At 41.9% G+C, this 22,842-nt stretch carries 20 protein-coding genes; 8 read left to right on the top strand and 12 right to left on the bottom strand.

What is annotated here, in order from left to right; all coding sequences use genetic code 11:
• From RH96_RS15085 to lpxB, 4 genes are all read right to left on the bottom strand, one after another.
• Positions 1-630: IS3 family transposase (locus RH96_RS15085; protein ID WP_157999890.1), on the bottom strand; the 630-nt coding region annotated here is incomplete at its 3' end.
• Positions 534-1,052, bottom strand: a complete 519-nt coding sequence (locus RH96_RS14440; RefSeq protein WP_010202055.1) for a helix-turn-helix domain-containing protein — start codon at positions 1,050-1,052, stop codon at positions 534-536. The genes RH96_RS14440 and RH96_RS15085, both read right to left, overlap by 97 nt.
• A 125-nt stretch (positions 1,053-1,177) precedes the next feature.
• Entirely contained in the window at positions 1,178-2,026 is an 849-nt protein-coding gene (locus tag RH96_RS14435; RefSeq protein WP_010202052.1) for a ribonuclease HII, read from the bottom strand.
• A 222-nt stretch (positions 2,027-2,248) separates the two neighbouring features.
• Positions 2,249-3,568, bottom strand: coding sequence for a lipid-A-disaccharide synthase (gene lpxB / locus RH96_RS14430; RefSeq protein WP_010202051.1), 1,320 nt, complete (start codon positions 3,566-3,568; stop codon positions 2,249-2,251).
• Between the two features lie 550 nt (positions 3,569-4,118).
• Here lpxB and RH96_RS14425 point away from each other — a divergent pair.
• From RH96_RS14425 to RH96_RS14410, 4 genes are all read left to right on the top strand, one after another.
• Positions 4,119-5,048 carry a branched-chain amino acid transaminase gene (locus RH96_RS14425; protein ID WP_010202050.1) on the top strand — a complete coding sequence of 310 codons (930 nt, stop codon included), beginning with the start codon at positions 4,119-4,121 and terminating at the stop codon, positions 5,046-5,048.
• A gap of 106 nt (positions 5,049-5,154) precedes the next feature.
• Positions 5,155-5,991 (top strand): hypothetical protein, encoded by an 837-nt coding sequence (locus RH96_RS14420; RefSeq protein WP_010202049.1) that lies wholly within the window; start codon positions 5,155-5,157, stop codon positions 5,989-5,991.
• 104 nt (positions 5,992-6,095) lie between these two features.
• The gene (locus tag RH96_RS14415) at positions 6,096-6,962 is read left to right on the top strand and encodes a glycosyltransferase (protein ID WP_010202048.1); all 867 of its coding nucleotides are present in this window, start codon (positions 6,096-6,098) and stop codon (positions 6,960-6,962) included.
• Between the two features lie 64 nt (positions 6,963-7,026).
• Positions 7,027-8,127, top strand: a complete 1,101-nt coding sequence (locus RH96_RS14410; protein ID WP_010202046.1) for a glycosyltransferase — start codon at positions 7,027-7,029, stop codon at positions 8,125-8,127.
• Here RH96_RS14410 and RH96_RS14405 read toward each other — a convergent pair.
• The 4 genes from RH96_RS14405 to RH96_RS14390 all read right to left on the bottom strand — a co-directional run bounded on the left by RH96_RS14405 (position 8,124) and on the right by RH96_RS14390 (position 12,210).
• Positions 8,124-8,891 (bottom strand): hypothetical protein, encoded by a 768-nt coding sequence (locus tag RH96_RS14405; RefSeq protein WP_010202045.1) that lies wholly within the window; start codon positions 8,889-8,891, stop codon positions 8,124-8,126. The genes RH96_RS14410 and RH96_RS14405 overlap by 4 nt on opposite strands.
• A gap of 93 nt (positions 8,892-8,984) precedes the next feature.
• A complete protein-coding gene (locus RH96_RS14400) occupies positions 8,985-9,998 on the bottom strand; it encodes an NAD-dependent epimerase/dehydratase family protein (RefSeq protein WP_010202042.1) in 1,014 nt (337 codons plus the stop codon).
• The gene (locus RH96_RS14395; protein WP_010202041.1) at positions 9,998-11,164 is read right to left on the bottom strand and encodes a nucleotide sugar dehydrogenase; all 1,167 of its coding nucleotides are present in this window, start codon (positions 11,162-11,164) and stop codon (positions 9,998-10,000) included. The genes RH96_RS14400 and RH96_RS14395 overlap by 1 nt, the downstream gene beginning before the upstream one ends.
• Before the next feature lie 44 nt (positions 11,165-11,208).
• On the bottom strand, positions 11,209-12,210 hold the full coding sequence (locus RH96_RS14390) for a hypothetical protein (RefSeq protein ID WP_010202039.1): 1,002 nt from the start codon (positions 12,208-12,210) through the stop codon (positions 11,209-11,211).
• 334 nt (positions 12,211-12,544) lie between these two features.
• Between RH96_RS14390 and RH96_RS14385 the strand changes: the two genes are divergently transcribed.
• The gene (locus tag RH96_RS14385; protein WP_010202037.1) at positions 12,545-13,672 is read left to right on the top strand and encodes a glycosyltransferase; all 1,128 of its coding nucleotides are present in this window, start codon (positions 12,545-12,547) and stop codon (positions 13,670-13,672) included.
• Here RH96_RS14385 and RH96_RS14380 read toward each other — a convergent pair.
• The 4 genes from RH96_RS14380 to aspS all read right to left on the bottom strand — a co-directional run bounded on the left by RH96_RS14380 (position 13,669) and on the right by aspS (position 18,471).
• Positions 13,669-14,526, bottom strand: coding sequence for a hypothetical protein (locus tag RH96_RS14380; RefSeq protein ID WP_010202032.1), 858 nt, complete (start codon positions 14,524-14,526; stop codon positions 13,669-13,671). The genes RH96_RS14385 and RH96_RS14380 overlap by 4 nt on opposite strands.
• A 119-nt stretch (positions 14,527-14,645) precedes the next feature.
• Positions 14,646-15,362, bottom strand: a complete 717-nt coding sequence (locus RH96_RS14375; protein ID WP_192811762.1) for a glycosyltransferase — start codon at positions 15,360-15,362, stop codon at positions 14,646-14,648.
• A gap of 210 nt (positions 15,363-15,572) precedes the next feature.
• Positions 15,573-16,577, bottom strand: a complete 1,005-nt coding sequence (locus RH96_RS14370) for a lysophospholipid acyltransferase family protein (RefSeq protein ID WP_037033799.1) — start codon at positions 16,575-16,577, stop codon at positions 15,573-15,575.
• A 79-nt stretch (positions 16,578-16,656) separates the two neighbouring features.
• The gene (aspS, locus tag RH96_RS14365) at positions 16,657-18,471 is read right to left on the bottom strand and encodes an aspartate--tRNA ligase (RefSeq protein WP_010202028.1); all 1,815 of its coding nucleotides are present in this window, start codon (positions 18,469-18,471) and stop codon (positions 16,657-16,659) included.
• A gap of 376 nt (positions 18,472-18,847) precedes the next feature.
• Here aspS and sohB point away from each other — a divergent pair, with 376 nt between their 5' ends.
• From sohB to RH96_RS14350, 3 genes are all read left to right on the top strand, one after another.
• Positions 18,848-19,828, top strand: coding sequence for a protease SohB (sohB, locus tag RH96_RS14360; protein ID WP_010202026.1), 981 nt, complete (start codon positions 18,848-18,850; stop codon positions 19,826-19,828).
• 260 nt (positions 19,829-20,088) lie between these two features.
• On the top strand, positions 20,089-21,339 hold the full coding sequence (locus RH96_RS14355) for an acyl-CoA dehydrogenase family protein (RefSeq protein WP_026037411.1): 1,251 nt from the start codon (positions 20,089-20,091) through the stop codon (positions 21,337-21,339).
• A gap of 177 nt (positions 21,340-21,516) precedes the next feature.
• Positions 21,517-22,803: a phosphotransferase family protein gene (locus RH96_RS14350; protein ID WP_010202022.1), complete on the top strand. Its 1,287-nt coding sequence runs from the start codon at positions 21,517-21,519 to the stop codon at positions 22,801-22,803.
• The last annotated feature ends 39 nt before the right edge of the window (positions 22,804-22,842 follow it).

Raw genomic sequence — 22,842 nt, 5'->3', positions numbered from 1 at the left:
CTCCTTGAGCCTGCGCTTTAATGATATGCCTTTGAGCGCGCGATCAAGCATCTGTTTCACCAAGTCATATACGGGTCGTCTTGATAATTCATAACTGATGATCTCATTATTAAAGCAATCGAGTATGGGTGACAGATACAGTTTATCATCGCCCACTTTAAACTCAGTAATGTCAGTCAGCCACCTGCGATTTGGCGCTTTTGCTCTAAACCTACGTTTGACCCTATTCTTGGCAATAACGCCGCACTGTCCTTTGTAGGAACGATACTTTTGTCGTCTGATTCTCGCGGTAAGTTTAAGCTCGTTCATAAGCCGTGCGATGAGCTTGTGGTTGTATCTTAGTCCTTCGTTCTTAAGCGTTTGAGTGATTCTACGGTAGCCATACCGACCTTTATGGTGATGATAGACGTCACTGATACGCTGTTTAAGATCGGCATACTTGTCTGTCGCTTGCAGAACACGCAGATGATAGTAAAAGCTGCTCCTTGCTATATCTGCAATGAGTAATAGTAAAGCGAGCGGATGCTGATCTCTTAGTCCTTTGACGAGCCTTGCTTTGTCTGGTTGGCTTTCCTCTCTTTGAGCAAGGCATCGAGCTTTTTTAGGTAGGCGTTCTCCGCTTTGAGGTATTCATTCTCGCGTTTGAGCTCCTCTATACTCTTCTCATGCTCAGGCTTGTCAGTGAGATAAGGGTGCTTCACAGTAGGTCGTCCTTTAGCTTTGGCAGTTAAGCCTAGCATACCATGACGAGCATAGGCGGTGCGCCATACACTAATCAGCGCAGGCGAGCTAATGTTAAACCTCAAAGCGGCTTGCGATTGACTTAAACCTTCACCTGCCATTGTGGTCAGGACTTGAAGCTTGAACTCGCTACTGTAGATGGCTTTGCCAGCTTTAGGTTTGATTGCAAGTATACCGTCTTTTAAATACTGGTTTACCCACTTAAAAACATCTTTATCATTAATATTAAAATGCTTTGCGGTAGCAATGCCTGAATGTCCTTGTTGATAATAGGCTATCACCCTTAGTTTAAAGTCGATGTCATACTTCATAAAATAACCCCCATAAGTTGTGTCCAACTTATGGGGGTCAGTTCACAGTAAGCAGTTTTTACTTTTAGATTCCATTATTTTTTTATACTTAGGCTATTTCAATCACTTGCTATTCTTGATTAATATCAATTTTCTATCGCTTTTCGCACTGGTGCAAAGCTACGTCTATGAGCTGGCAACACACCATATTTTTCAATCGCTTCTATATGCGCTTTGGTCGGATAGCCTTTATGCTTGGCAATACCATATTCTGGGTACTCAGTATCCAGCCTATACATGGCAGCATCACGGCTAACTTTTGCCAATATACTGGCTGCAGCAATGCTGGTATGACGTGCGTCTCCTTTTACCCATGCTTGACAGTCAATTGCAGAGGTTTCTATACCTAACTTGGCCAGCATCACATAGTCTATATCAGGGCAGCGATTACCATCAAACAAAACCTCGAATTGCATCATAGAGGTAGCCATATGTTTGGCAATAGTCTCCAACAACACTTCCGTACATAAGCGCATACCGAGCATCGTCGCTTGTAAAATATTGACCTGATCGATGACTGCTGCTGGAATGTCAGCGATGATGAAACCTATGGCATGCTGCTGCACCAACGGATAAAGAATATCGCGTTTTTTTTCGCTTAGCTGCTTAGAATCCGTCAATATAGATAAAGGCGTGTCTTTTAACGGTTGCGCCTCAATCAGTCCTGCCCAAGTCATAGGCAGTATTACCGCCGCGACATTGACACTACCCAACAGTGGGCCACGCCCTGCTTCATCCACACCAATCTGTAGCATTGAGTGTTCTATGGACTGTTGGGTGTTTGTCGCATATTCGGTCAGCAGATTAGCAATATTGACTTGGCCAGATAAGTGGATGGGCGCAGCTAAATCAATGTACTGAGATTTTATATCAATCTGTTGAATTTTTCTGTCAATCGGAATAATAAGATCTTTAACTTCGTTCTGAATGCTCATGATTTTTTGCTGTCTTATTGATTAGGGCGTGTCTTCATTTTAAAAATGGTGATAAAAATGAGATAAATTGCCGTCGAATAAGAAAAATAGCGCAGATAATATCGGGATATTAACCAGTTATTTGACGGTGTTTGGCAAGATTTAGCCATTTTTAGCCCATTTAGATGACTATCGAGTGAATTGAAAACACGCCTTAGAGTGGTGAAGATAGATGATGAGCAATTATCCCTTATGATTTATGCTGGTCTTTTCTCGCACAAACCATTGCTCAATTACGCTATCAGCAGGGTAATGATTGCTTTGCTGCTGTAATAGCTGTTTGGTTGCGACAAGCGCTTTCAATTGCTCTGCGTAAGCACGCGGTTGCAAGAGACGCATGACGGTACGACAGATATTATCGCCACTCGCCTGCTCTTGTATCAGCTCAGGTACGATGGCAGTGTCGGCTAGGATATTAGGTAGCGCCACATAAGGAACTTTGACCAGACGCTTGGCGATCTGATAGGTCAGCTGATTTAATTGATACACCACCACCATTGGACGCTCAAGCAGCATCGCCTCTAACGTTGCCGTACCTGACGCCAGCATCACGATATCCGATGCAGCCATGGCCTGCTGACTGAATGCTGGTTGACTGTCATCATAGACCACAACGATCGCGGCACGCAGCTGCTCTGAGCGCTGGTCAATGACGTCTTGGACAATATATTGATGATTTTGATCGACCGTCGGAATGATAAAGCACAGCTTTGGATCTAACAATATGAGCTTTTGAATACCATCCAGCATGAGAGGTAAAATAGCCGTTATCTCACCGCGACGAGAGCCTGGCATCACACAAATAAGCTGGCTAACGTCATCGAACCGCTCGATAAAAAACTGCTGCAAACCATCGTTGTGCCAGACCAACTCACTGCGCCTCTGATTGATGGGCGTCTCTATCAATGCCTGATCAATGGTGCGTAATAAAGGATGACCCACACATATTGCTGGATGATTATGGCGCTCATATACTGGCAGCTCAAACGGAAATAGGCAGAGCACAAGGTCGGTCGCTGCTTTAATATTATGAATACGTGACTCGCGCCACGCCCAAATAGAAGGGCTCACATACTGTACACAGAAGACGCCTTTTGGTTTTAACTTTTTAGAGACTCGTAGATTAAAATCAGGCGCATCAATGCCGATAAACCAGTCAATATTGGCCGCCTTAAATGCGCTCAATAGCTCGCGCCGCGCTTTCAGCAAATCTGGCAGCTGTGCCATGACTTCCACCAAACCCATCACTGCTAGACGTTCTAACGGAAAAATACTGTGTAATCCTTGCGCTTGCATTTTTGTACCGCCTACACCTACCCAGACGATATCATCACGCAGGTTATTCATCTGCTGCATAAAATCTGCACCCAAACTGTCACCAGATACCTCACCTGCAACGATGGCTATCACCAGCGGTGCAGCATTTATATTAGGTACCTGAGAATCCGCCTCTGTTTGATGAATAAGGTCAGTCTGGTGATGAGACGTAGCAGAATCTGTCATGACAAGCTCTCAATATTAGAAATATACAAATAAAATAAATGAACCGTTATTATAAAATATAACGTAGCAAATCAGCGATAGTGCCTTTTGACCGATACACATTATTAGCCTGCATGGCTTTAATCTTCTATCGTTGATGTTGCTATCATACGTGACGATGATACAAATAGCTAAATTCACGCATAAAAGCCGAACGTTAAGCCTCCAAAAATCTAACTGACCGTTATTAGGGTCTGTTGAACATTCAAATATTAGGACTGCTGATCGCTAAAACTGCACCAAACTAGGCGTAAACCGACGATAATGTCGAGACCTTAGCTAGGTTTACAACAACGTTTGGGGTGATTTTAGCATCAGCCTTTCAGGGCATTACTATTTTTTGCCAATACATGGCGAAATTGTCTACCCTAGAATGACTAGGCGTCAAAAATTTCACTGCGTATTGTCTAAAAAGTAGCCACTGCCAGTTCCACATTTGAATGTTCAATAGACCCTAAATAAAACCTATCTAAAAAAAGTTAGACGTCAGTGCTAACATAAGGACTATAAAATGAACATGGCAACACAAGATGGTAAGCTTTGGATGAATGGCACGATGATTGACCAGCCAGATGCTAAGGTACATGTGCTTACACATAGCCTGCATTATGGTATGGCGGTTTTTGAAGGGGTGCGCGCGTATCAGACGGCTGACAATCGTACCGCTATTTTTCGCCTAAAAGAACACACTGAGCGTCTACTTGGTTCAGCGAAAATATTTCAAATGGATGTGCCTTTTGATGCAGCCACTTTAGAGCAAGCACATAAGGATGTGGTCAAGCAAAACAACTTGGCAGAAGCCTATATTCGTCCACTTATCTGGGTCGGTGCAGAAAAGCTCGGTTTGTCATCACGCGACAACAGCATCAACGCGATGGTTGCTGCTTGGCACTGGGGCGCTTATCTTGGTGAAGAGGGTATCAAAAACGGTATCCGTGTAAAAACCTCTTCATTTACCCATCACATGACCAACGTGACCATGTGTAAGGCCAAAGCCTCTAGTAACTATCCTGTGTCTATCATGGCCAACCAAGAAGTAACTCGTAATGGTTATGACGAAGCTATCTTGATGGATCCGCAAGGGTATGTATGCCAAGGGGCTGGTGAAAACTTGTTCTTAGTAAAAGAGGGCGTGCTGCATACCCCAGACTTAGCAGGCGGGGCGCTTGATGGTATTACGCGTCGCACTATCATTCAGTTCGCTGATGACCTAGGTATTAAAGTCGTTGAGCGTCGAATCACTCGTGATGAGTTTTACTTAGCAGATGAAATCTTTATGACTGGTACGGCTGCTGAAGTCACACCTATCCGTGAATACGATGATCGCACGGTCGGTAATGGCGGCCGCGGACCTTTGACTGAGAAACTGCAAACCTTATACTTTGATGTGGTACATGGCCGCAATGAGCAGTATATGGATTGGTTAAGCTTTATTGACTGATAAAGCGGTTGCGTTGAAGACCAAAAAGGCTGAACATAATTGTTCAGTCTTTTTTTTATGCTAATATAGCCATCATATTTATTCATAATATTAAAGTGAGCAGTCAATGCCAATAGATTCTAGTACAGCAGATACTCAAAATATCAAACAAATTATCTGTATTAAATGGGGCACAAAATATGGTGCTGATTATGCCAACAAACTATATGGCATGGTATCTCGCAATATCACACCACCATTTAGATTTGTCTGCTTCACTGATGATACAACAGATGTCCGTCCAGAAATTGAATGCCAAGCGCTACCACCATTAGATGTCACTATGCCAACCAATACACTCGGTAAGTGGCCAAAGTCTCGCTTGTGGGGTGAAAAGCTAGGTGATTTGACAGGGACAGTATTGTTCGTAGATTTGGATGTGATTATCGTAGATAGTCTCGATCCTTTCTTTGAATACGGCAAGCCAGACGATGTTATTTTGTCTTATAATCCTAGTAATCCATTAGAGCGCTTGGGACAGACCTCTTGCTTTAGATTTCAGATAGGGGCGCTTGTCTCACTGCAAGAAAAGTTTAAAGCAGATCCGCAAGGTATCGCTGATGAGTATCGTTTTGAGCAGCGTTTTGTCACTCGTAATGCACCCGGTGGTGTGAAGCTATTTCCAAAGGCATGGGTCGCACATTTTAGACGCAAATGTCGTCAACCGTTTCCGTTCAACTACTTTAAAGAACCAAAGATTCCTAAAGGCGCTCGTCTGGTTATCTTCCCTGGTGACTTGTATCCAACGCATGCGATCGAAGGTAGATATAACAAAAACGCTGCTAATAACGCCAAGGATCATTTGAAGCAACTGGCTGAACCCAAAAATATGAAGAGACCGCTGCGTCATCTTCGTCATTTTATCTTGCCAGTAGGATGGATTGAAAAATACTGGAAGGAATAGGCTTAATTCTATATTTAAGTATTGCATAGTAGCAGTGAGTGTTGATGCTTTCTATGCTCATAAGTATGAACGTAGAAAGCGTTATTTAGTGAATGGATAAAATTATGAAAACAAACGATGCTATTAGAGTCTTTGTTGGTTGTGACCCAAATAACTGTGATCTAGAGCAGATGATGGTGTTAGATTATAGTATTCACAAACACACCAGTGTACCCGTTGAGATAGTATGGATGCAGCTATCGCGCGATCCTAGTAGCTATTGGTATTCTAATCCCGAGGCTGGCGAGGGCTGGAATACTACTAAATGGTCGACACCTTTCTCAGGATTCCGTTGGGCAATTCCAGAATACTGCAATTATTCTGGACGAGCTATTTATATGGATGCTGATGTCATTATTTTAGATGATCTAGCAAGGCTATGGCAGCATCCTATTGAAGGGCAATCCATAGTGGTGGCTAAAACGAATGCTGATATGACTCGTCTATGTACTTGTATATGGGATTGCGATGCTGCAAAAAACGTTGTTTTGCCTATCGAAAAACTTAGAAAAGATCCCAAAAGTCATAAAGAAATGATGGCGGTATTTAAGAAAAATACTCAGCTAATTGAGTCTTACCAAGACAGCTATAACTGTATCGATGGCGAAGACTTAACGATAGAAGAAATCAAAATTTTGCATTACTCAGATATGGGAACGCAATTCAGTCATAAGTACTCATTACCTAGAGTGAATGAGGAAGGAATCGAGCATTGGTTTGACGGAGAAGTTCTGCCACATCCAAGACAAGATTTGGTCGATCTTTTTGATGACTATTATAATGAAGCGCTTACTGCTGGATATCATCTAGAGAGCTATCGAATTGAGCCTTTTGGTGTTTTTCCAAAGAAATCCCAGCAAGGCTATATTGGCAATAAGGTGACTCGTCCAAAAGCCTCCAAATCTCTATTTGCAAAATTATTCAAGCGTTGATTCATTTAACATAATAATATTTCACACACTAAATGAATAGAAATTCATCCATAGGTTATCGTTTATGAAGCAGCATAAAAAAATAGCGTTGCTCGCTATTAATTGTCTACAAGGTGGAGGGGCAGAGCGAGTTGTTCTTACTTTAGGACAGGGATTTTATGAATTAGGATACGAAGTACATATTCTAAGGTTTAAGCCGCGGGTCGAATATGATCTTAATCCAAACCTTATTTATCATGTGCTCAAATTCAAACCCTATAAGATGATACCAGGAGCACAGCGTCGAGATAAGTTTTTTGCTCATGCGTTAGATCGTTATGTCAAAAAAAATATTGGACAGCCTGATATCATTTTGTCGAACCTTGATCGTTCAGATAGTATCTTTAGCTACAGTAGCCTGCCGAATATCATTTATGTGATTCATAATACTTTGTCACTACTTTATAAGTTTGCAAAAACAGATGTGGGTCATCAGAGAAAAGAAAACTTTACCAGAATTTATTCCAAAAATCCTTGTGCCTGTGTCAGCAATGGCGTAGAAAGGGATTTTGTAGAAAGCTTTGGTCATGTTACTTCAACAACGGCAATACATAATCCAATTGATAGAGACGGTATTCAAAAATTAGCTGATGCTTTTATTCCAGAATATCAAAATTATATTATTCACGTTGGCAGTTTTAAAGAAGCAAAACGTCACGATGTGCTTTTGAGAGCTTATGCAAAGACAGATCAGTCTTTACCATTGCTTCTTTTGGGCAAAGGCAAGCTTCAAAGTAAGATAGAGGAGTTGGTCGTAGAGCTCAAGCTAGAAGATAAGGTTGTTTTCTTAGGCTTCCATGAGAACCCTTTTCCCTATATAAAGCATGCGCAATTTAAAGTACTAACTTCTGACTGGGAAGGTTTTGCTTTGGTGATTGCAGAGTCTTTAGTTTTAGGAACACCAGTTATCAGTACTGACTGCCAATCTGGGCCAAGTGAGTTATTGCCTCAGAAAAACCTAATGCCTATGAGAGACATAGATGCTATTGCAGCTAAATTAAGCTTAGCAATGAAGAATCCAGAGCAATTTCAGTCCGAATTTAGTGAAACGCTCCTTCCTGTCACAATAGCAAAGAAATATATTGAATTCGCATCGAATTTTGAGAATACAGATAAGAGATCTTAATCTAACCACCATTTGGACCAATCATCTCTATGCAATTGCCGTAGCGTGGCAAAAGCACTCTGGTTATTCTGTAGTTTTTCGAATACAGCAAGCAAGATAGTAGTAGCTAATTTGTCGACTTTGTGGAATTTGTGATAGCGCTTGCGCATATTTCTCAGACTGTCATCGGTGCCGATACGAAAATAAGTGAGACCATCATATAGACACAAGTCGCCGGCATACAGTATGTCGGTTTTTTCATCTAATAATGCTATGGGTTCGGCATCAGGAGGGGCTTGTAAAAAGTTTTTGGTCTCATAAGCTCGGACAGTATTCATTAGTGTAATGACATTCATCAAAATAGCGGCTCTATTGACGTTATCTGAGTGATCGATGAAAGTATCGCAGGCTGAAACTATCCAGCGTAGTGACAGGTTTTCTAATAAATAATGGTTCTCTGCCACCCACAGCTTTTCGAATTCTGCAAATATTTTGTCTATTTTGTATTTACGGCGCATCAATATAATGAGTGTATTGTGATAAAAGCAGAGTTCAGACTCACCCAAGGATTGATGCTTTAAGTTATTTAAATGACTTTCTAACGCTTTGCTCTTACGTTCGTCTGTCAGCGTCTCAATATCGCACATTGACTCTGTAATCGTTGTTGCTTTCATGTCGTCAAAGCTTTTGCCATCATAGTTTTTGATAACCTTGCCCGCATTCAATCTTTTTTCACTTCGAAAGATTAGTAGCAGTTTTTTTTGCCAGTTTGAAGGTGTAGTCATGTCACTAAAATCCTTTGAACAAATATGATGCGATTAGAGCTTAAATGTCTATCTAAAAAATTGATACTAAAGTGGTTTATGAAATATTTTTATTCAAACTGAATAATATCGCTTATACCATTCGACAAATTTTGCGATTCCATCTTCTATATTGGTTTCAGGCTTAAATCCAATATCATCCACCAATTCGTCTATATCTGCATAAGTAATGGGCACATCGCCTGCCTGCATGGGTAGCAGGTTTTCATTGGCTTTTATACCACAAGCATCCTCGATGGCAGTGATGAAACGACGCAGCGTAATAGGTTGGTTATTACCGATATTATAAACTTTATAAGGGGCTGCTGCTGTCGTAATATCAGAGTGTTGGTTAGCCGGTACTTTTTTCATTACTCCTATGATGCCTTTAATAATATCATCAATGTAGGTAAAATCACGCTGCATATCACCATTGTTAAACACATCAATCGGTTCACCGGCTAGGATTTTTTTGGTAAAAGAAAAATAAGCCATGTCTGGTCTGCCATAAGGGCCGTAAACGGTAAAGAATCGCAGTCCTGTCGTAGGAATGTTATACAAGTGGCTATAACTGTGTGCCATGAGCTCATTGGACTTTTTAGTGGCGGCATATAGGCTGATAGGAAAATCAACACAGTCAGCAGTTGTAAATGGCTGCTTGATATTCATGCCATAGACAGAGCTAGAGCTGGCATAGATCAGATGCTTGATATTATGGTGGCGACAGCCCTCAAGGATATTTACAAACCCGACCACATTTGAGTCAATGTATGCATTTGGGTTTTCGATAGAGTAGCGTACGCCTGCTTGCGCGCCTAGATTGATAACTGTATCAAACTGATAGGTGGAAAAAAGCTCAGCCATTGCTTCGCGATCAGCCAGATCTAATTTAATGAACGTAAAATTTTCTGGTGTTGATACGCTATTTAATATCTCTAAACGCTCTGCTTTTAGGCCTATGTCATAATAATCGTTAAGATTATCAATGCCAACGATTAGCAATGCTTCATCAGATAGGTGCGTCTCTAACAATGCTTTGATTAAATGAAAGCCAATAAAGCCCGCTGCGCCAGTTACTAGTACTTTCATCAATCGCTCCCAAACAAATCTCGAGTAAATACCTTATCCGCCACATCTGCTATATCAGCAGACAAGCGATTTGCCACAATGACATCACTCATTGCTTTAAACGCATCTAAGTCTGTAATCACTCGCGAATTGAAAAAATTATCCTCTTTTAGTACAGGTTCATAAACCACGACTTCGATACCTTTTGCCTTAATACGCTTCATAATGCCTTGTATCGCAGATGCTCTAAAATTGTCTGATCCACTCTTCATGACCAGTCGGTGTATACCAACGATTTTTGGTTGTCTTTCGATAATTTTATCTGCAATAAAGTCTTTACGAGTTCTATTAGAGTCGACAATGGCCCTGATCAAGTTACTAGGTACTTCATCATAATTTGCCAATAGCTGCTTGGTATCTTTGGGTAGACAGTAGCCACCATACCCAAATGACGGGTTATTATAATGGTCGCCAATACGCGGATCTAAGCCAATACCTTCTATGATTTGTTTGGTTTCGAGCCCGAATGTCTGAGCATAGGTATCTAGCTCATTAAAATAAGCCACGCGCATCGCTAGATAAGTGTTAGAAAACAGTTTGATCGCTTCAGCTTCAGTCGACTTCACAAACAGTAGCGGCACGTCTTTTTTGATAGCGCCTTCAAGCAATAACTCAGCAAACTGCTGTGCTTGTTCAGACTGTGCGCCCACAATGATTCGAGAGGGGTAAAGGTTGTCGTGTAGGGCTTGGCCCTCTCGTAAAAACTCAGGTGAGAAAATAATACGATCCGTTTCATATCGCTCTCTGATGCTAGCGGTATAGCCAACGGGCACAGTAGATTTTATGATGATGGTTGCCTGTTGATTGACCAATAGCACTTGTTCAATCACAGATTCTACCGTAGAGGTATTAAAGTAATTGGTCTTTGCATCATAATCCGTTGGCGTGGCGACAATGATAAAATCTGCGTTTTGATAAGCTTGCTCGGCATTGAGCGTCGCAGAAAAATTAAGATCCTTGTGTGATAAGAAGTCTTCGATATCTTTGTCTTCGATCGGCGACTGCTTTGCATTTAGCAGGTCAATCTTTTCAGCGATGACATCGACAGCGACCACTTCATTGTGCTGTGCCAATAACATGGCATTTGATAGTCCCACATAGCCTGTGCCTACTACTGCTATTTTCATAATATATCCAAAGTTGTCTTTTGTTTATTATTTTAAGTTTATTGCTATTTATTGCCATTTAACAATATTGACGATGGTAAATAGGCTGAGAATTTTTGCACCATAGCAGTGGTAATTTTTTGATAGGAGTTCGCTTCAAGTAAATCTAGACTTTGTATGCACCCATATTTAATAGATTCTTTGTGCAAATCGGTTATAAAGTCCTCGACACCCTTTTCATTTTTTAGATAATTGATAGACGTATCGGGTTTCAACTCGGCTTGGCCTTTTTGGATTTTTAAATGATTCATCAGTGTTATGGGGTTTACTTGCGCAACATTTCTGAATTTGTACTTTATTTGCTCTGTCAATAATTGAGAATTATCCAACAAATGAGCTTTTAAAATATTTTTATCGACAATATGAGGATAGTGATGAATTTCAAAAAATTTATCCATATCAAGTATTTTAGCACTTAACATTTGCGCTATCGTGTGCCTCGGTTGTATCGGTGTTCCAAACAGTTTGAAGCGAGATTTTCGAAAATTAAGCTTGGCATTTAATGCAGCACTTTTACGCCACTGTCCATGAATGATAATTTTTTCACCGTCCAAAAAGTCATTGATCCTCACGGGCTGATTAAAAAAGAAATCGTCATTCATATAGATGAAATAGTCAGACAGTCCCTTAATATTCCATATCATCGTCTCAATCGATCGGGTATTGAAAGTGGGTAAAAACTGCTCGTAACCAACGAACATCTCTTTATGATCCACAATACGTATTTTATCTGCTGAACAAATATTTTGCTTGGCAAAATCATCGATGAATGCTGGTCGTTGTTGGTCGGTGACAATATATATATGACGACAAAAAGGCACGTATTTAATGATAGACGCTATATTATAGTATATCTCGTCGTCACTAGCGAAACGCGTGGCCGTGATCGCATCTGAAGCGACTGCTTTGCCTGATTTATAACCTTCTCTTTTTTGTTTGAGCATGGGATCTGCACCATCCACCCAGGCGATGACAACATCTAATGTTTTCTCGTCAGGTTGCTTCATGACTGATCCTGTTTTTTGTAAACATGTTCTATCAACACGCTGATGTTTGTATTAGCTACATCAATCCAGCGATGATATTTGTTGATATGAGTATTGACAAGGTTTAGTGGGTTTATACAATAAAAATTGATGATTATTTTGCTATGCTATGGTTTGTTATGCTATGGGAAGTCAGGCAAGCCATGACTATCCTTCAAGCAATAAAAGCAAAGGTCTAAAGGTAGGTGAGACTAGCATATAAAGTCAGAACGCTGCAATAATTATGACTATTGATACACTCATTTGGCTGACCCTTCCTACTTATACTTCAACAAAACTGTGAGCTGAGACACTGATGCCACCTACTATTCTATTAATACTAAAGGCGCTGGAAGGTCGCGGCGCTGAGCGCATGGTCACGACTCTGGCACGTGCTTATGCTGATTTAAATTATAATGTTCATGTGCTTTGTCTCGAATATACTCAAGATATGCCATTAGATTCACGTGTTCAATATCATGTAGTGCCATATGACGAGGTGTTTTCTGAGCAAAATATCGAGCCAAAATCTAACCAAGCACAGGCCTATGAAGCAGTCGCTAGGCGTATCGATAATTATGTACTCAGTCAAATAGGCGTGCCAGATCTAATACTGTCTAATATCTATAAAATAAACTGGATTATGGCCTATAGTCAATTACCAAATATCGTGAATGTACTGCACACGGCATTATCCAAGCAATTTCAACGTCAGCTATCAGAGACACCAGCCCAAACGATTCATCATTTAAAAAGGGTCTATGGCGCCCATCCTTGTAGCTGTGTGAGTGAAGGGGCGCGGCAAGATTTGATATCTCTGATTGGGCCGATTACCAAAACCACGACTATTTATAATCCCTGCGCTGTCGATGATATACAAAAAGCCGCTAAGCAGTCGTTAACTCTCAGCCAATTCGGTATAACCTATAAAGGCTATATGATTCACGTTGCTTCATTCGATAGCATGAAAGGTCATCATGACTTACTGCATGCCTATGCCAAAACAGCACGACGCTATCCTTTGGTGTTGGTGGGTAAGGGAAGGCTAGAGAGTGAGATTAAGGAGTTAGCTACGGCGCTTGGCATTGACGATTGTGTGAAGTTTCTTGGTTTTCAAGCCAGTCCTTACCCATTGATTGACTCAGCGGCTTTGCTGATAATGAGCTCTAAGTTTGAGGGTTTTGGGTATACCATCGTTGAGGCGCAAGCGTTAGACGTACCTGTAATAAGTACTGATTGCCCGTTTGGTCCAAGGGAGCTGTTACCCGCTAAGAGCTTAGTACCAGTAGGTGACATCGATGGGTTGGCTATACTCATCGATCAGGCAATAGACGATCCAACACACTATATAGTACCGCTAAATCAGCAACTACTGCCGAAGCACATCGCCCAGCAATACTTAGCGTTTGGTTCAGTGTTGAATTCATCAGGCAATGAGTATTAGAGATCATCGAATAGTGTTTTGGAGACAGGAGAGTGATTAATGACAGAGACACCATGCGACTTATAAGTTCTACTTAGCAAGTTAAACGAAGGTACAATACGCTCGCTCATGACCTTACTAAGCATACTTGGGGCGCTGTTGTTCTTGTTTTCATAGAAGCGTGGCTGCTCACTGTTGAGCAAATCGATGCCGTATAAGTGGATAGTAGCCGCATGACGTGAGAAAGCCAACTGCGTGGCCACATAAGCGACAGTTCCTGCCTCTACAAAGCCATGCGTAATATTTAGAGATACGCCGATATTAACTGCTCTATAGCTGTCATCAATAATAAAATCTGGATGGTTTGTAAAGTATGATAACGGCATTTTCTTATTCAGACGTTTTTTCTTAAAAATCAGCTTACTAAATGATAGCTTATTTGATTTGACGCCCCATGGTCTGTCTACTGGATACAACACACGCATGACATGATGGTAAGTCCGCATGATATTGGGGAGGGCCGTTGCCATCGCTTCAAACACAGCTAGCGTTGCATACAGAGGTTGACCAGTATAATACTGCTGTAAAATCTCAGGTTGGTGATGAATGAAGCGTGCATCGCTAATGACATAGCCGACGATATCGGTGAAGCAATGTTTCTCAGTTAGACTGATACTACCATTGACAAAGATAGTAGGCGTGTCTAACAGTTCTGATAATGGTAGTTGTTGTATGGAGGGGCCTGAGGCGATAATATTAACGTTTTTCTTGTGCAGGCTTTGCTCTGGCTCATTGGCATTAAAAGCATCGATAACGATGAGCTCATTATCAATATTAAACCCAGCCGTAGCAGGTAACCTCAAGTATAGCGCCATACTATTTCCTAGTAGTTGACTTCTTCCCAGTAGTTGATTTCAAATATCGTCGTGATGCATTGCCTTTAAATGATTTGGACTGTCTTTGAACCATTCAAATATCGTTATTATTTAAACGATCATTGCCAGTGATTCTTTAACCATGGGCTTGGTTTTACATGTCGATACCATTTACCGCCGCCGCCAGCAATAGCGTCTGGTGGATTGATCTCACCATGAAAAATAACGATTTTTGCATCATCAGGCAAAGTAGGTTTACGCACTAGGTTAAAGGGAATGGGCGCGATACATTGGTATTTGAAGCTGACGCACCATGTCTTATCCCAATACTCTAAGTGGTGATATTCATGTAAATAGTTGGATAGATAGGCTTGCTCGTGACGAACTTGGGTACGAATGGTCTCAAAGTTACGTTCAAAGTTTGCCAGTAAGTCGGGATAGGTATTCATACCAATATTAAAGCGATAGACCGAGCTGTTACCAATCATCCTCCATGGTTTTTTCCAGTCACGGATAATGACGACGCTATCATTATATTTAGCTTTGTAAGTAAAAAAACTATCAATATTATCAACGATAACGATATCGATATCTAAAAATAGCGCGACCCCTTTTAGATCATATAAATTTGGCTTAAAGGTCGTCAGTTTTTTCCAGCCACGTTCAGGACCATCTGGTAAATCCATTTCAGGTATAGGGTAACAGGCAATAGCAGTGTCGATACCTGTACTATCATCGGTTAGGCAGATCATCTGAAAATCTAATGTTAAATGGCGATTGACCATGTTATACAGACGATTGACGTATTCAGGGCCGTACTTATCGCCCCATTTCATACAAATAATATACCGCTGTCCAGCACGCGTGGTGTCTTTTTGCGGGCGATTTGTCGATAAATTTTCGGCTACGTCAGTTACCATAGTGCACTCGTATTGATGTGAATGAAAAAATGTTACTCTCAAAAGCAAAAGGCATAAAAGTATGAGTCAATGTTAGCACAGCTATCATTGACGATATGTTTAAACGTTCAAAAATTTGTATGGTTATTACTGCTGATTCTCGTTTAGTACGTTTTTGTGATTAGCGTCACTATCAGGAGGTAATGATTTGGTCGCTAACGAGGCAGCAGACAAAGATAAATGATCTTGATTGGCACGAATGAAATCTGCCAATACTGTTTCATTAGCACGGTAGGGATTGCCTAAAATTGGGATGCGTTTAAAACGTCGATAGCCCCACATATAGTGGCTACAGTTGTCTTTAATCATGTGCTCCATAGACTGATTGAGCGCATGAGCTGCTGTTTCGGAATTACGGTCATATAAGGCCGGACTATCGAGTTTATAACAATAAATATCAAAACCACGACCATCGTCACGGCGGATACAAGATAAGCCGACCAACGCACATTTGGTCTTGCTAGCGAGTTTGGAGGCGAGAGTACTGGTTAACGTTTTAACACCAAAGAACGGTACGACAACACCGCCTGAAGGGTCAGGAACATGATCGGGCAATACAATGCTAAAGCCCCCTTGTTTGAGGGTTTTGAATATGGCTTTGACACCGCTACCATCAGTGGGCACTAGTGTTGCATTGAGGCGTGATCGACCTTGCAGTATAAAGTCATCAGTTATATTACCCTTAACAGGCTTGTACATGATGGTTGGTGAGCCAAATTGATTGAGCCAAGCATTCATCATCTCCCACGTACCCAAATGCGGTACGATGGCGAGCATACCATTCGGGCTAGCCAGTCCTTCTAAAAGAATGTCTTTGTTATGCACATCTTGTATTTGAGCGATACTCCACTCAGGTGGCATTGCCCAGCTTTTGATAGACTCAATACTGGTCATACATTGGTGGTAAATAATATCTTTGACTAAGGATCGTTTTTCATTGTCTGGTAACTCGTGGCGGGTCAGTGCTATATTAATATTGACGGTACGCATGATACTCAGACTGGGTATTTTTATAATCACCCACGCAACAAAACGTGCCAGTATCTGCAACACAGATAATGGCACGAATTTGAAAATATGATACGGATTCATGACCATTCGCATGGTGATGAATCATGTAACAAACAATGTAAAACAGATCTGAGCATCATGAGACCAATTATTAAGCAGGTTATTTGGCATCAGCCTGAGCTTTTTCGCGCACACGAATACCAAGATCACGTAACTGCTTGCTATCAACTTCAGCAGGGGCTTGGGTTAATGGGCACTCAGCAGTTTTAGTTTTTGGGAAGGCAATCACGTCACGAATAGACTCAGCGCCTACCATAAGCATAATTAAACGATCCAAACCGAAGGCTAAACCGCCATGCGGTGGCGCACCAAATTTCAATGCATCAAGTAAGAAACCAAACTTGTCTTCAGCTTCTTGCTCGCCGATACCTAAAGCTTCAAGTACGGCTTGCTGCATATCAAAGGTATTGATACGTAAGCTACCACCACCAACTTCAGTACCGTTTAATACCATATCATATGCGATAGATAGGGCCGATTCTGGGTTGTTTTTCAGCTCTTCAACTGAGCCTTTAGGCTTGGTGAACGGATGATGCATTGACGTCCAACGACCATCGTCAGTCTCTTCAAACATTGGGAAATCAGTGACCCAAAGTGGTGCCCATTCACAAGTCGTCATCTCAAGGTCTAGACCAATTTTTTGACGTAGAGCGCCGATGGCATCATTCACCACACTGGCTTTATCCGCACCAAAAAAGATAATATCGCCGTCTTCTGCACCAGTACGCTCAATCAAGCTTACCAATACATCATCGGTCATGTTTTTGATGATAGGAGATTGTAGACCAGATTCTTGGTCAACGCCATTGTTGACGCTGCTAGCGTCATTGACTTTGATATAAGCCAAACCACGTGCGCCATAGATACCGACAAACTTGGTATAGGCATCGATTTGCTTACGGCTAATCGAAGCACCACCAGGGATACGTAGAGCAGCAACACGACCTTTAGGATCGTTAGCAGGACCTGCGAACACTTTAAAGTCAACGTCTTTCATCAAATCTGCAACGTCGACCAGTTTTAGTGGAATACGTAAGTCAGGCTTGTCTGAAGCATAGTCACGCATTGCTTCTGCGTAAGTCATACGAGGGAACTGCTCAAACTGAACGTCCATCATAGTCTTGAACAAATGCTTGATCAGACCTTCGTTGATGTTCATGATTTCTTCTTCATTTAAGAAAGAAGTCTCAATATCCACCTGAGTAAATTCAGGCTGACGATCGGCACGTAAATCTTCATCGCGGAAGCATTTAGCGATTTGATAATAACGGTCAAAACCTGACACCATTAACAATTGCTTAAACAGCTGTGGCGACTGTGGTAATGCAAAGAAGTTACCTGGGCGGGTACGTGAAGGCACAAGATAATCACGCGCACCTTCTGGCGTCGCACGTGTCAGAATAGGGGTTTCAACATCCAAGAAACCATGATCGTCTAAATAACGACGAATCGCTGAGGTCGCTTTGGCGCGGAAAACCATACGCTCTTGCATTTGCGGACGGCGCATATCAAGATAACGATATTTTAGACGCAAGTCTTCTGAAACTGTGGTTTTTTCATCATTCAATGGGAATGGTGGTGTTTCAGATTTCGCCAACACTTCAATTTCTTTAGCCAATAGCTCAATTTGACCACTGGTCATGCTATTGTTTTCAGTACCTTCGTAACGGCGACGTACACGGCCAGTAATTTTTAGCACATATTCAGGACGTACGGCATCAGCAATCGCAAAAGCTTCTGGGGTATCAGGGTCAATGACGACCTGCAAGATGCCCGCGCGGTCACGCATGTCTAAGAAAATTACGCCACCGTGATCGCGACGACGATGTACCCAGCCTACGATATTAATGGTTTGCTCAAGTAAGCTTTCGGTTACGGCTCCGCAATATTCGTCTCGGTATTCGCTATGCGTCATAATATAATTATCCAGTTGTCAGCCCAATTCGAAATACAATATGCAGCCATTGTTGCACGATTCAAGCGATGCGCAAAAAAAAGCACAAACAACGCGATTAAGACAAATGGTCATCACGTTGGCTGCAGAAAATATGATATAAACGCATATTATGCCTAATCTGCCCTTGTTATACAACCAGCTGAGTCTAATCAAAACGCAGGAATGCTTCGGTATAGAGGGTATTTATCCCGTAACATCTGCATTGGGTTAAATATTGTCATTTTGCTTGAAAACATGAGCCACTGTGCACATATCAAGCTCACTTATAAAATCCTATTGATCCTATTAAATTTATCTCAATAAAGTTATCTTAATAATGTAAGGAATACTGCTCATGCTTTTTCATCCTGCCAAAAACCCTGTTGAATTACGGGTTATTCATTTGAATAAAAACCAAGAACAACGCCGTGAAGACTTGATGGAAGCCACGCAAGGTAAAGCGGCGCTTAAACAGTTCAGAAAAACGATGGCTAAAACAGCCAAACAGGCATTAAAAGCAAAAACCAAAAATAAGAAAAAAAATGCCGATGATAAGTCACAAGTTTTCGTTCTCGACTTTGATGGTGATATCAAAGCAAGCGCAGTTAAGCATCTGCGCGAAGAAATCAGTACGTTAATCAGTGCGGCTAACAAAGGCGATGAGGTAGTGGTGCGTCTTGAATCCGGTGGTGGTTTGGTGCATGGTTATGGGTTAGCGGCAGCGCAATTGGTACGTCTGAAAGATGCTGGGCTGAAATTAACCGTCTGTGTCGATAAAGTCGCAGCGAGCGGTGGCTATATGATGGCGTGCGTCGCGGATAAGGTAGTGGCGGCACCATTTGCCATTATTGGCTCAATCGGTGTGGTATCACAATTGCCAAACTTCCATAAATGGCTAAAAAACCATGACGTCGATTATGAGATGTTTACTGCTGGTGATTATAAGCGCACAGTCACTGTCTTTGGCGAAAACGATGCTGAAGATCGTGCCAAATATCAAGAAGAACTAGAGCAGACGCACGAGCTATTCAAACACTTTGTGAATAACTATCGTCCAACACTGGATGTCGCAAAAGTGGCCACTGGAGAGCATTGGTATGGCGAAGATGCATTAAAACTTAACTTGATCGATAGCTTGCAAACCTCAGACAGCTATATTTTAGAGCGTATGGAAGACAATGAAGTATACGCACTGCATTCACGCCAAAAACCAACCCTCGCTGAAAAATTAGGATTGGCTCAAGCGGCAGAAGCGACTGTAAGCTTAGCAATTAATAAGCTGCCGGATGCGTTAGCGCGTTTTGATTTTAATAGTCGTTTAAATATTTTAAAATAGCGTTAGATATCATTGTATTAATGGATATATAGTATTTTAAGGTTTCAGTTCTTATCGATGCATTGTTTGTGTTTTGTAAAAGGCGTGTCCTAGCTGGTCGCGCCTTTTTGCTGTTTAATAATAATTGCTGTGTTATAAATGATGCATACAGAAGACAGTATACGTACGTACACTATAAAGATTCCATCAACTTTTTAATCGAAGCTTGATGAAAATAATCAACAAAGAAAAGGATGTCACCTATGTCTGACAATACATTGATGTTTACGGCAACAGAACATGGTCAAGCCATGCATGCCAAAGTCAAAGCATTTATTGAAACCCAAATCGAGCCGATCGAAGCGCAGTTTTGGCAAGAATGCCATACGCAAAATCCGGATGGCAATTGGAAAAACTGGCAGTGGCCAGAAAAGTATGAAAGCCTACGTAAACAAGCACGCGAAGCGGGTTTGTGGAATCTATTCTTACCTGATGATACTTTAGGTGCTGGGCTTTCAGTGACCGATTACGCACCCATTGCAGAGTTGACCGGTCGCAGTTTACTTGCGCCTTATGTCTTTAACTGTAATGCTCCTGATAGCGGCAATATGGAATTGTTGTGGCGTTATGGCTCGCAAGAGCAGCAAGACAAATGGATGATGCCGATTTTAGAGGGTAAAACTCGTTCGGTTTTTTGTATGACAGAACCTGATGTTGCTTCAAGCGATGCGACCAATATGCAAGCCACAGCCGTAGTTGACGGTGATGAGATTATCATCAATGGCAGCAAATGGTGGTCATCTGGTCTTGGCGATCCTGCGGTCGATGTGCTGATTGTGATGGCTTACACCCCTGATGAGAGCAAAGGTCGTCATCAGCAGCATTCTATGGTATTGGTGCCAGCGAAAACAGCGGGTGTCAACATCGAGCGTATGCTCAAAGTATTTGGTGATTATGATGCACCGCATGGTCATGGCGAAGTCAGCTTTAATGATGTACGCGTGCCGGTCAGTCACTTTATCGGTGGACCGGGTATGGGCTTTGAGATTGCGCAGGGTCGTTTAGGGCCAGGTCGTATTCATCATTGCATGCGTTGTATTGGCGCTGCTGAAAAATCTTTAGAGCTGGCAGTTAAGCGTGGTATGTCGCGTACGGCCTTTGGCAAACCATTATTACAGTTGGGTGGCAATTTTGAGCGTATCGCTGAAGCGCGTATCAAGATTGACCAAGCACGTCTGCTGACTTTGTATGCCGCGCAAAAAATGGACGCGCAAGGTACAAAAGCCGCATTGACTGAAATTTCTGCTATTAAAGTGGTTGCGCCGACGGTGTTGCAAGAAGTGGTTGATATGGCGATTCAAATTCATGGTGGAATGGGCGTTTGCCAAGATACGATGCTGCCAAGCTTTTATGCGCAAGCACGTGTATTACGTTTAGCGGATGGCCCTGATGAAGTGCATAAAACCATGATTGCTAAGTTAGAGCTCAAGCGTCAAGGTTTTAGCCGTCCGTCTAAACCTGCCAAAGCATAATTGTGCTTGCTAAACAGCGTAGTCATAGGCTTCAATGGCCATTCGTTTAATAATAGGCCTGACGTAAAACCCAATGAAAAGTTCACTATCAATATTTGATAGTGAATTTTTCATCACTCATATTTCATCACTCATATATATTATAAAAATAAATGACCACATGATAAGGAATGTCTCATGGCAACTGATAACCATGCCAACAATACTGGCATGACAAACAGCGCAACTAATAATAAAGTACTTGATAAAGGCGGTGATGTCCGCGAGGGTGAAGAGCTCGACGCCCAAGCAGTCAGCAACTGGCTACGTGAGCAAGGTGTCGATATAAAAGGCGAGCCAACGGTCACGCAGTTTTCAGGCGGCGCGTCAAACTGGACGTATCGTCTGCAATATGAGGGTGAAGGCGAGAGCCAAGATTTAATCTTGCGTCGTCCACCAAAAGGCACCAAAGCCAAGTCAGCGCACGATATGGTACGCGAATATACCGTACAAAAAGCATTAAAAGATGCTTATCCCTATGTACCCAAAATGATTGCCTTATGTACCGATGAAACTGTCATTGGTGCCGATTTTTACGTCATGGAGCGCATGGAAGGCATCATTCCTCGTGCTAATTTGCCAAAAGGCATTGATTTAGACGAAGCGCAGACCCGTACATTATGTACCAATGTGATTGACGCTTTGGTTGAATTACACCAAGTGGATTATACCGAACATCCTGATTTGGTTACGCTAGGTCGTGGTGAAGGTTATTGTGAGCGCCAAGTCACGGGCTGGGATAAACGTTATGTCAAAGCAAAAACGCCTAACGTACCAAGCTTTGCACTGGTACGACAATGGCTTGGCAAGCACACGCCTGCTGATAGCAAAACTTGCGTTATTCACAACGATTGGCGCTTTGATAATGTGATCTTGGCAGCTGATGACCCAACCAAAGTGATTGGCGTACTCGATTGGGAAATGGCAACCCTTGGCGACCCTTTGATGGATTTGGGCAGCGCTTTGGCTTACTGGATTGAAGCAGATGACAACATCGTCATGCAGCAGTCACGCCGTCAGCCAACACATTTGAAAGGCATGATGACCCGTGATGAAGTGGTCGACTATTATCTTGAAAAAACGGGCTTAGAGATAGCCAACTGGACCTTTTATGAAGTGTTTGGTCTATTCCGTCTGGCGGGCATTGTCCAGCAAATTTACTATCGCTACTATAATAAACAAACGACCAATCCAGCCTTTAAGAATTTTTGGCTTATCGTCCATGTATTACACGCTAAATGTCTAAAGCTGATAGCGCAGTATGAAGGTGAGATGCTGTTCAATACTCATGTACAGCCGCATCTAAAAGACATGGGTATCGACGCACAAACGATTGAACAGCTACCAAGCCCAGTACAAAAAGTAGTCAAAGGTATTTTACCAAAAGGCTATTTTGCTAAAAGTACGGATGCCTCTGACAATTAATTTTCTTAAAGACAGCCATTTAGTGAATACAATCAAAAG

It is taken from the genome of Psychrobacter sp. PAMC 21119, assembly GCF_000247495.1.
Taxonomy (GTDB): domain Bacteria; phylum Pseudomonadota; class Gammaproteobacteria; order Pseudomonadales; family Moraxellaceae; genus Psychrobacter; species Psychrobacter glaciei.
The sequence above is the reverse complement of the archived record's forward strand: the minus strand, read 5'-3'. Positions and strand labels throughout refer to the sequence as shown.

Coding starts and splice junctions, on each gene's coding strand:
- RH96_RS14400 (WP_010202042.1), bottom strand. CDS start 9,998: ATGAAAGTACTAGTAACTGGCGCAGCGGGCTTTATTGGCTTTCATTTA.
- aspS (WP_010202028.1), bottom strand. CDS start 18,471: ATGACGCATAGCGAATACCGAGACGAATATTGCGGAGCCGTAACCGAA.
- RH96_RS14380 (WP_010202032.1), bottom strand. CDS start 14,526: ATGGCGCTATACTTGAGGTTACCTGCTACGGCTGGGTTTAATATTGAT.
- lpxB (WP_010202051.1), bottom strand. CDS start 3,568: ATGACAGATTCTGCTACGTCTCATCACCAGACTGACCTTATTCATCAA.
- RH96_RS14440 (WP_010202055.1), bottom strand. CDS start 1,052: ATGAAGTATGACATCGACTTTAAACTAAGGGTGATAGCCTATTATCAA.
- RH96_RS14375 (WP_192811762.1), bottom strand. CDS start 15,362: ATGAAATGGGGCGATAAGTACGGCCCTGAATACGTCAATCGTCTGTAT.
- RH96_RS14435 (WP_010202052.1), bottom strand. CDS start 2,026: ATGAGCATTCAGAACGAAGTTAAAGATCTTATTATTCCGATTGACAGA.
- RH96_RS14420 (WP_010202049.1), top strand. CDS start 5,155: ATGCCAATAGATTCTAGTACAGCAGATACTCAAAATATCAAACAAATT.
- RH96_RS14355 (WP_026037411.1), top strand. CDS start 20,089: ATGTTTACGGCAACAGAACATGGTCAAGCCATGCATGCCAAAGTCAAA.
- RH96_RS14390 (WP_010202039.1), bottom strand. CDS start 12,210: ATGAAGCAACCTGACGAGAAAACATTAGATGTTGTCATCGCCTGGGTG.
- RH96_RS14370 (WP_037033799.1), bottom strand. CDS start 16,577: ATGAATCCGTATCATATTTTCAAATTCGTGCCATTATCTGTGTTGCAG.
- sohB (WP_010202026.1), top strand. CDS start 18,848: ATGCTTTTTCATCCTGCCAAAAACCCTGTTGAATTACGGGTTATTCAT.
- RH96_RS14385 (WP_010202037.1), top strand. CDS start 12,545: ATGCCACCTACTATTCTATTAATACTAAAGGCGCTGGAAGGTCGCGGC.
- RH96_RS14415 (WP_010202048.1), top strand. CDS start 6,096: ATGAAAACAAACGATGCTATTAGAGTCTTTGTTGGTTGTGACCCAAAT.
- RH96_RS14405 (WP_010202045.1), bottom strand. CDS start 8,891: ATGACTACACCTTCAAACTGGCAAAAAAAACTGCTACTAATCTTTCGA.
- RH96_RS14350 (WP_010202022.1), top strand. CDS start 21,517: ATGGCAACTGATAACCATGCCAACAATACTGGCATGACAAACAGCGCA.
- RH96_RS14410 (WP_010202046.1), top strand. CDS start 7,027: ATGAAGCAGCATAAAAAAATAGCGTTGCTCGCTATTAATTGTCTACAA.
- RH96_RS14395 (WP_010202041.1), bottom strand. CDS start 11,164: ATGAAAATAGCAGTAGTAGGCACAGGCTATGTGGGACTATCAAATGCC.
- RH96_RS14425 (WP_010202050.1), top strand. CDS start 4,119: ATGAACATGGCAACACAAGATGGTAAGCTTTGGATGAATGGCACGATG.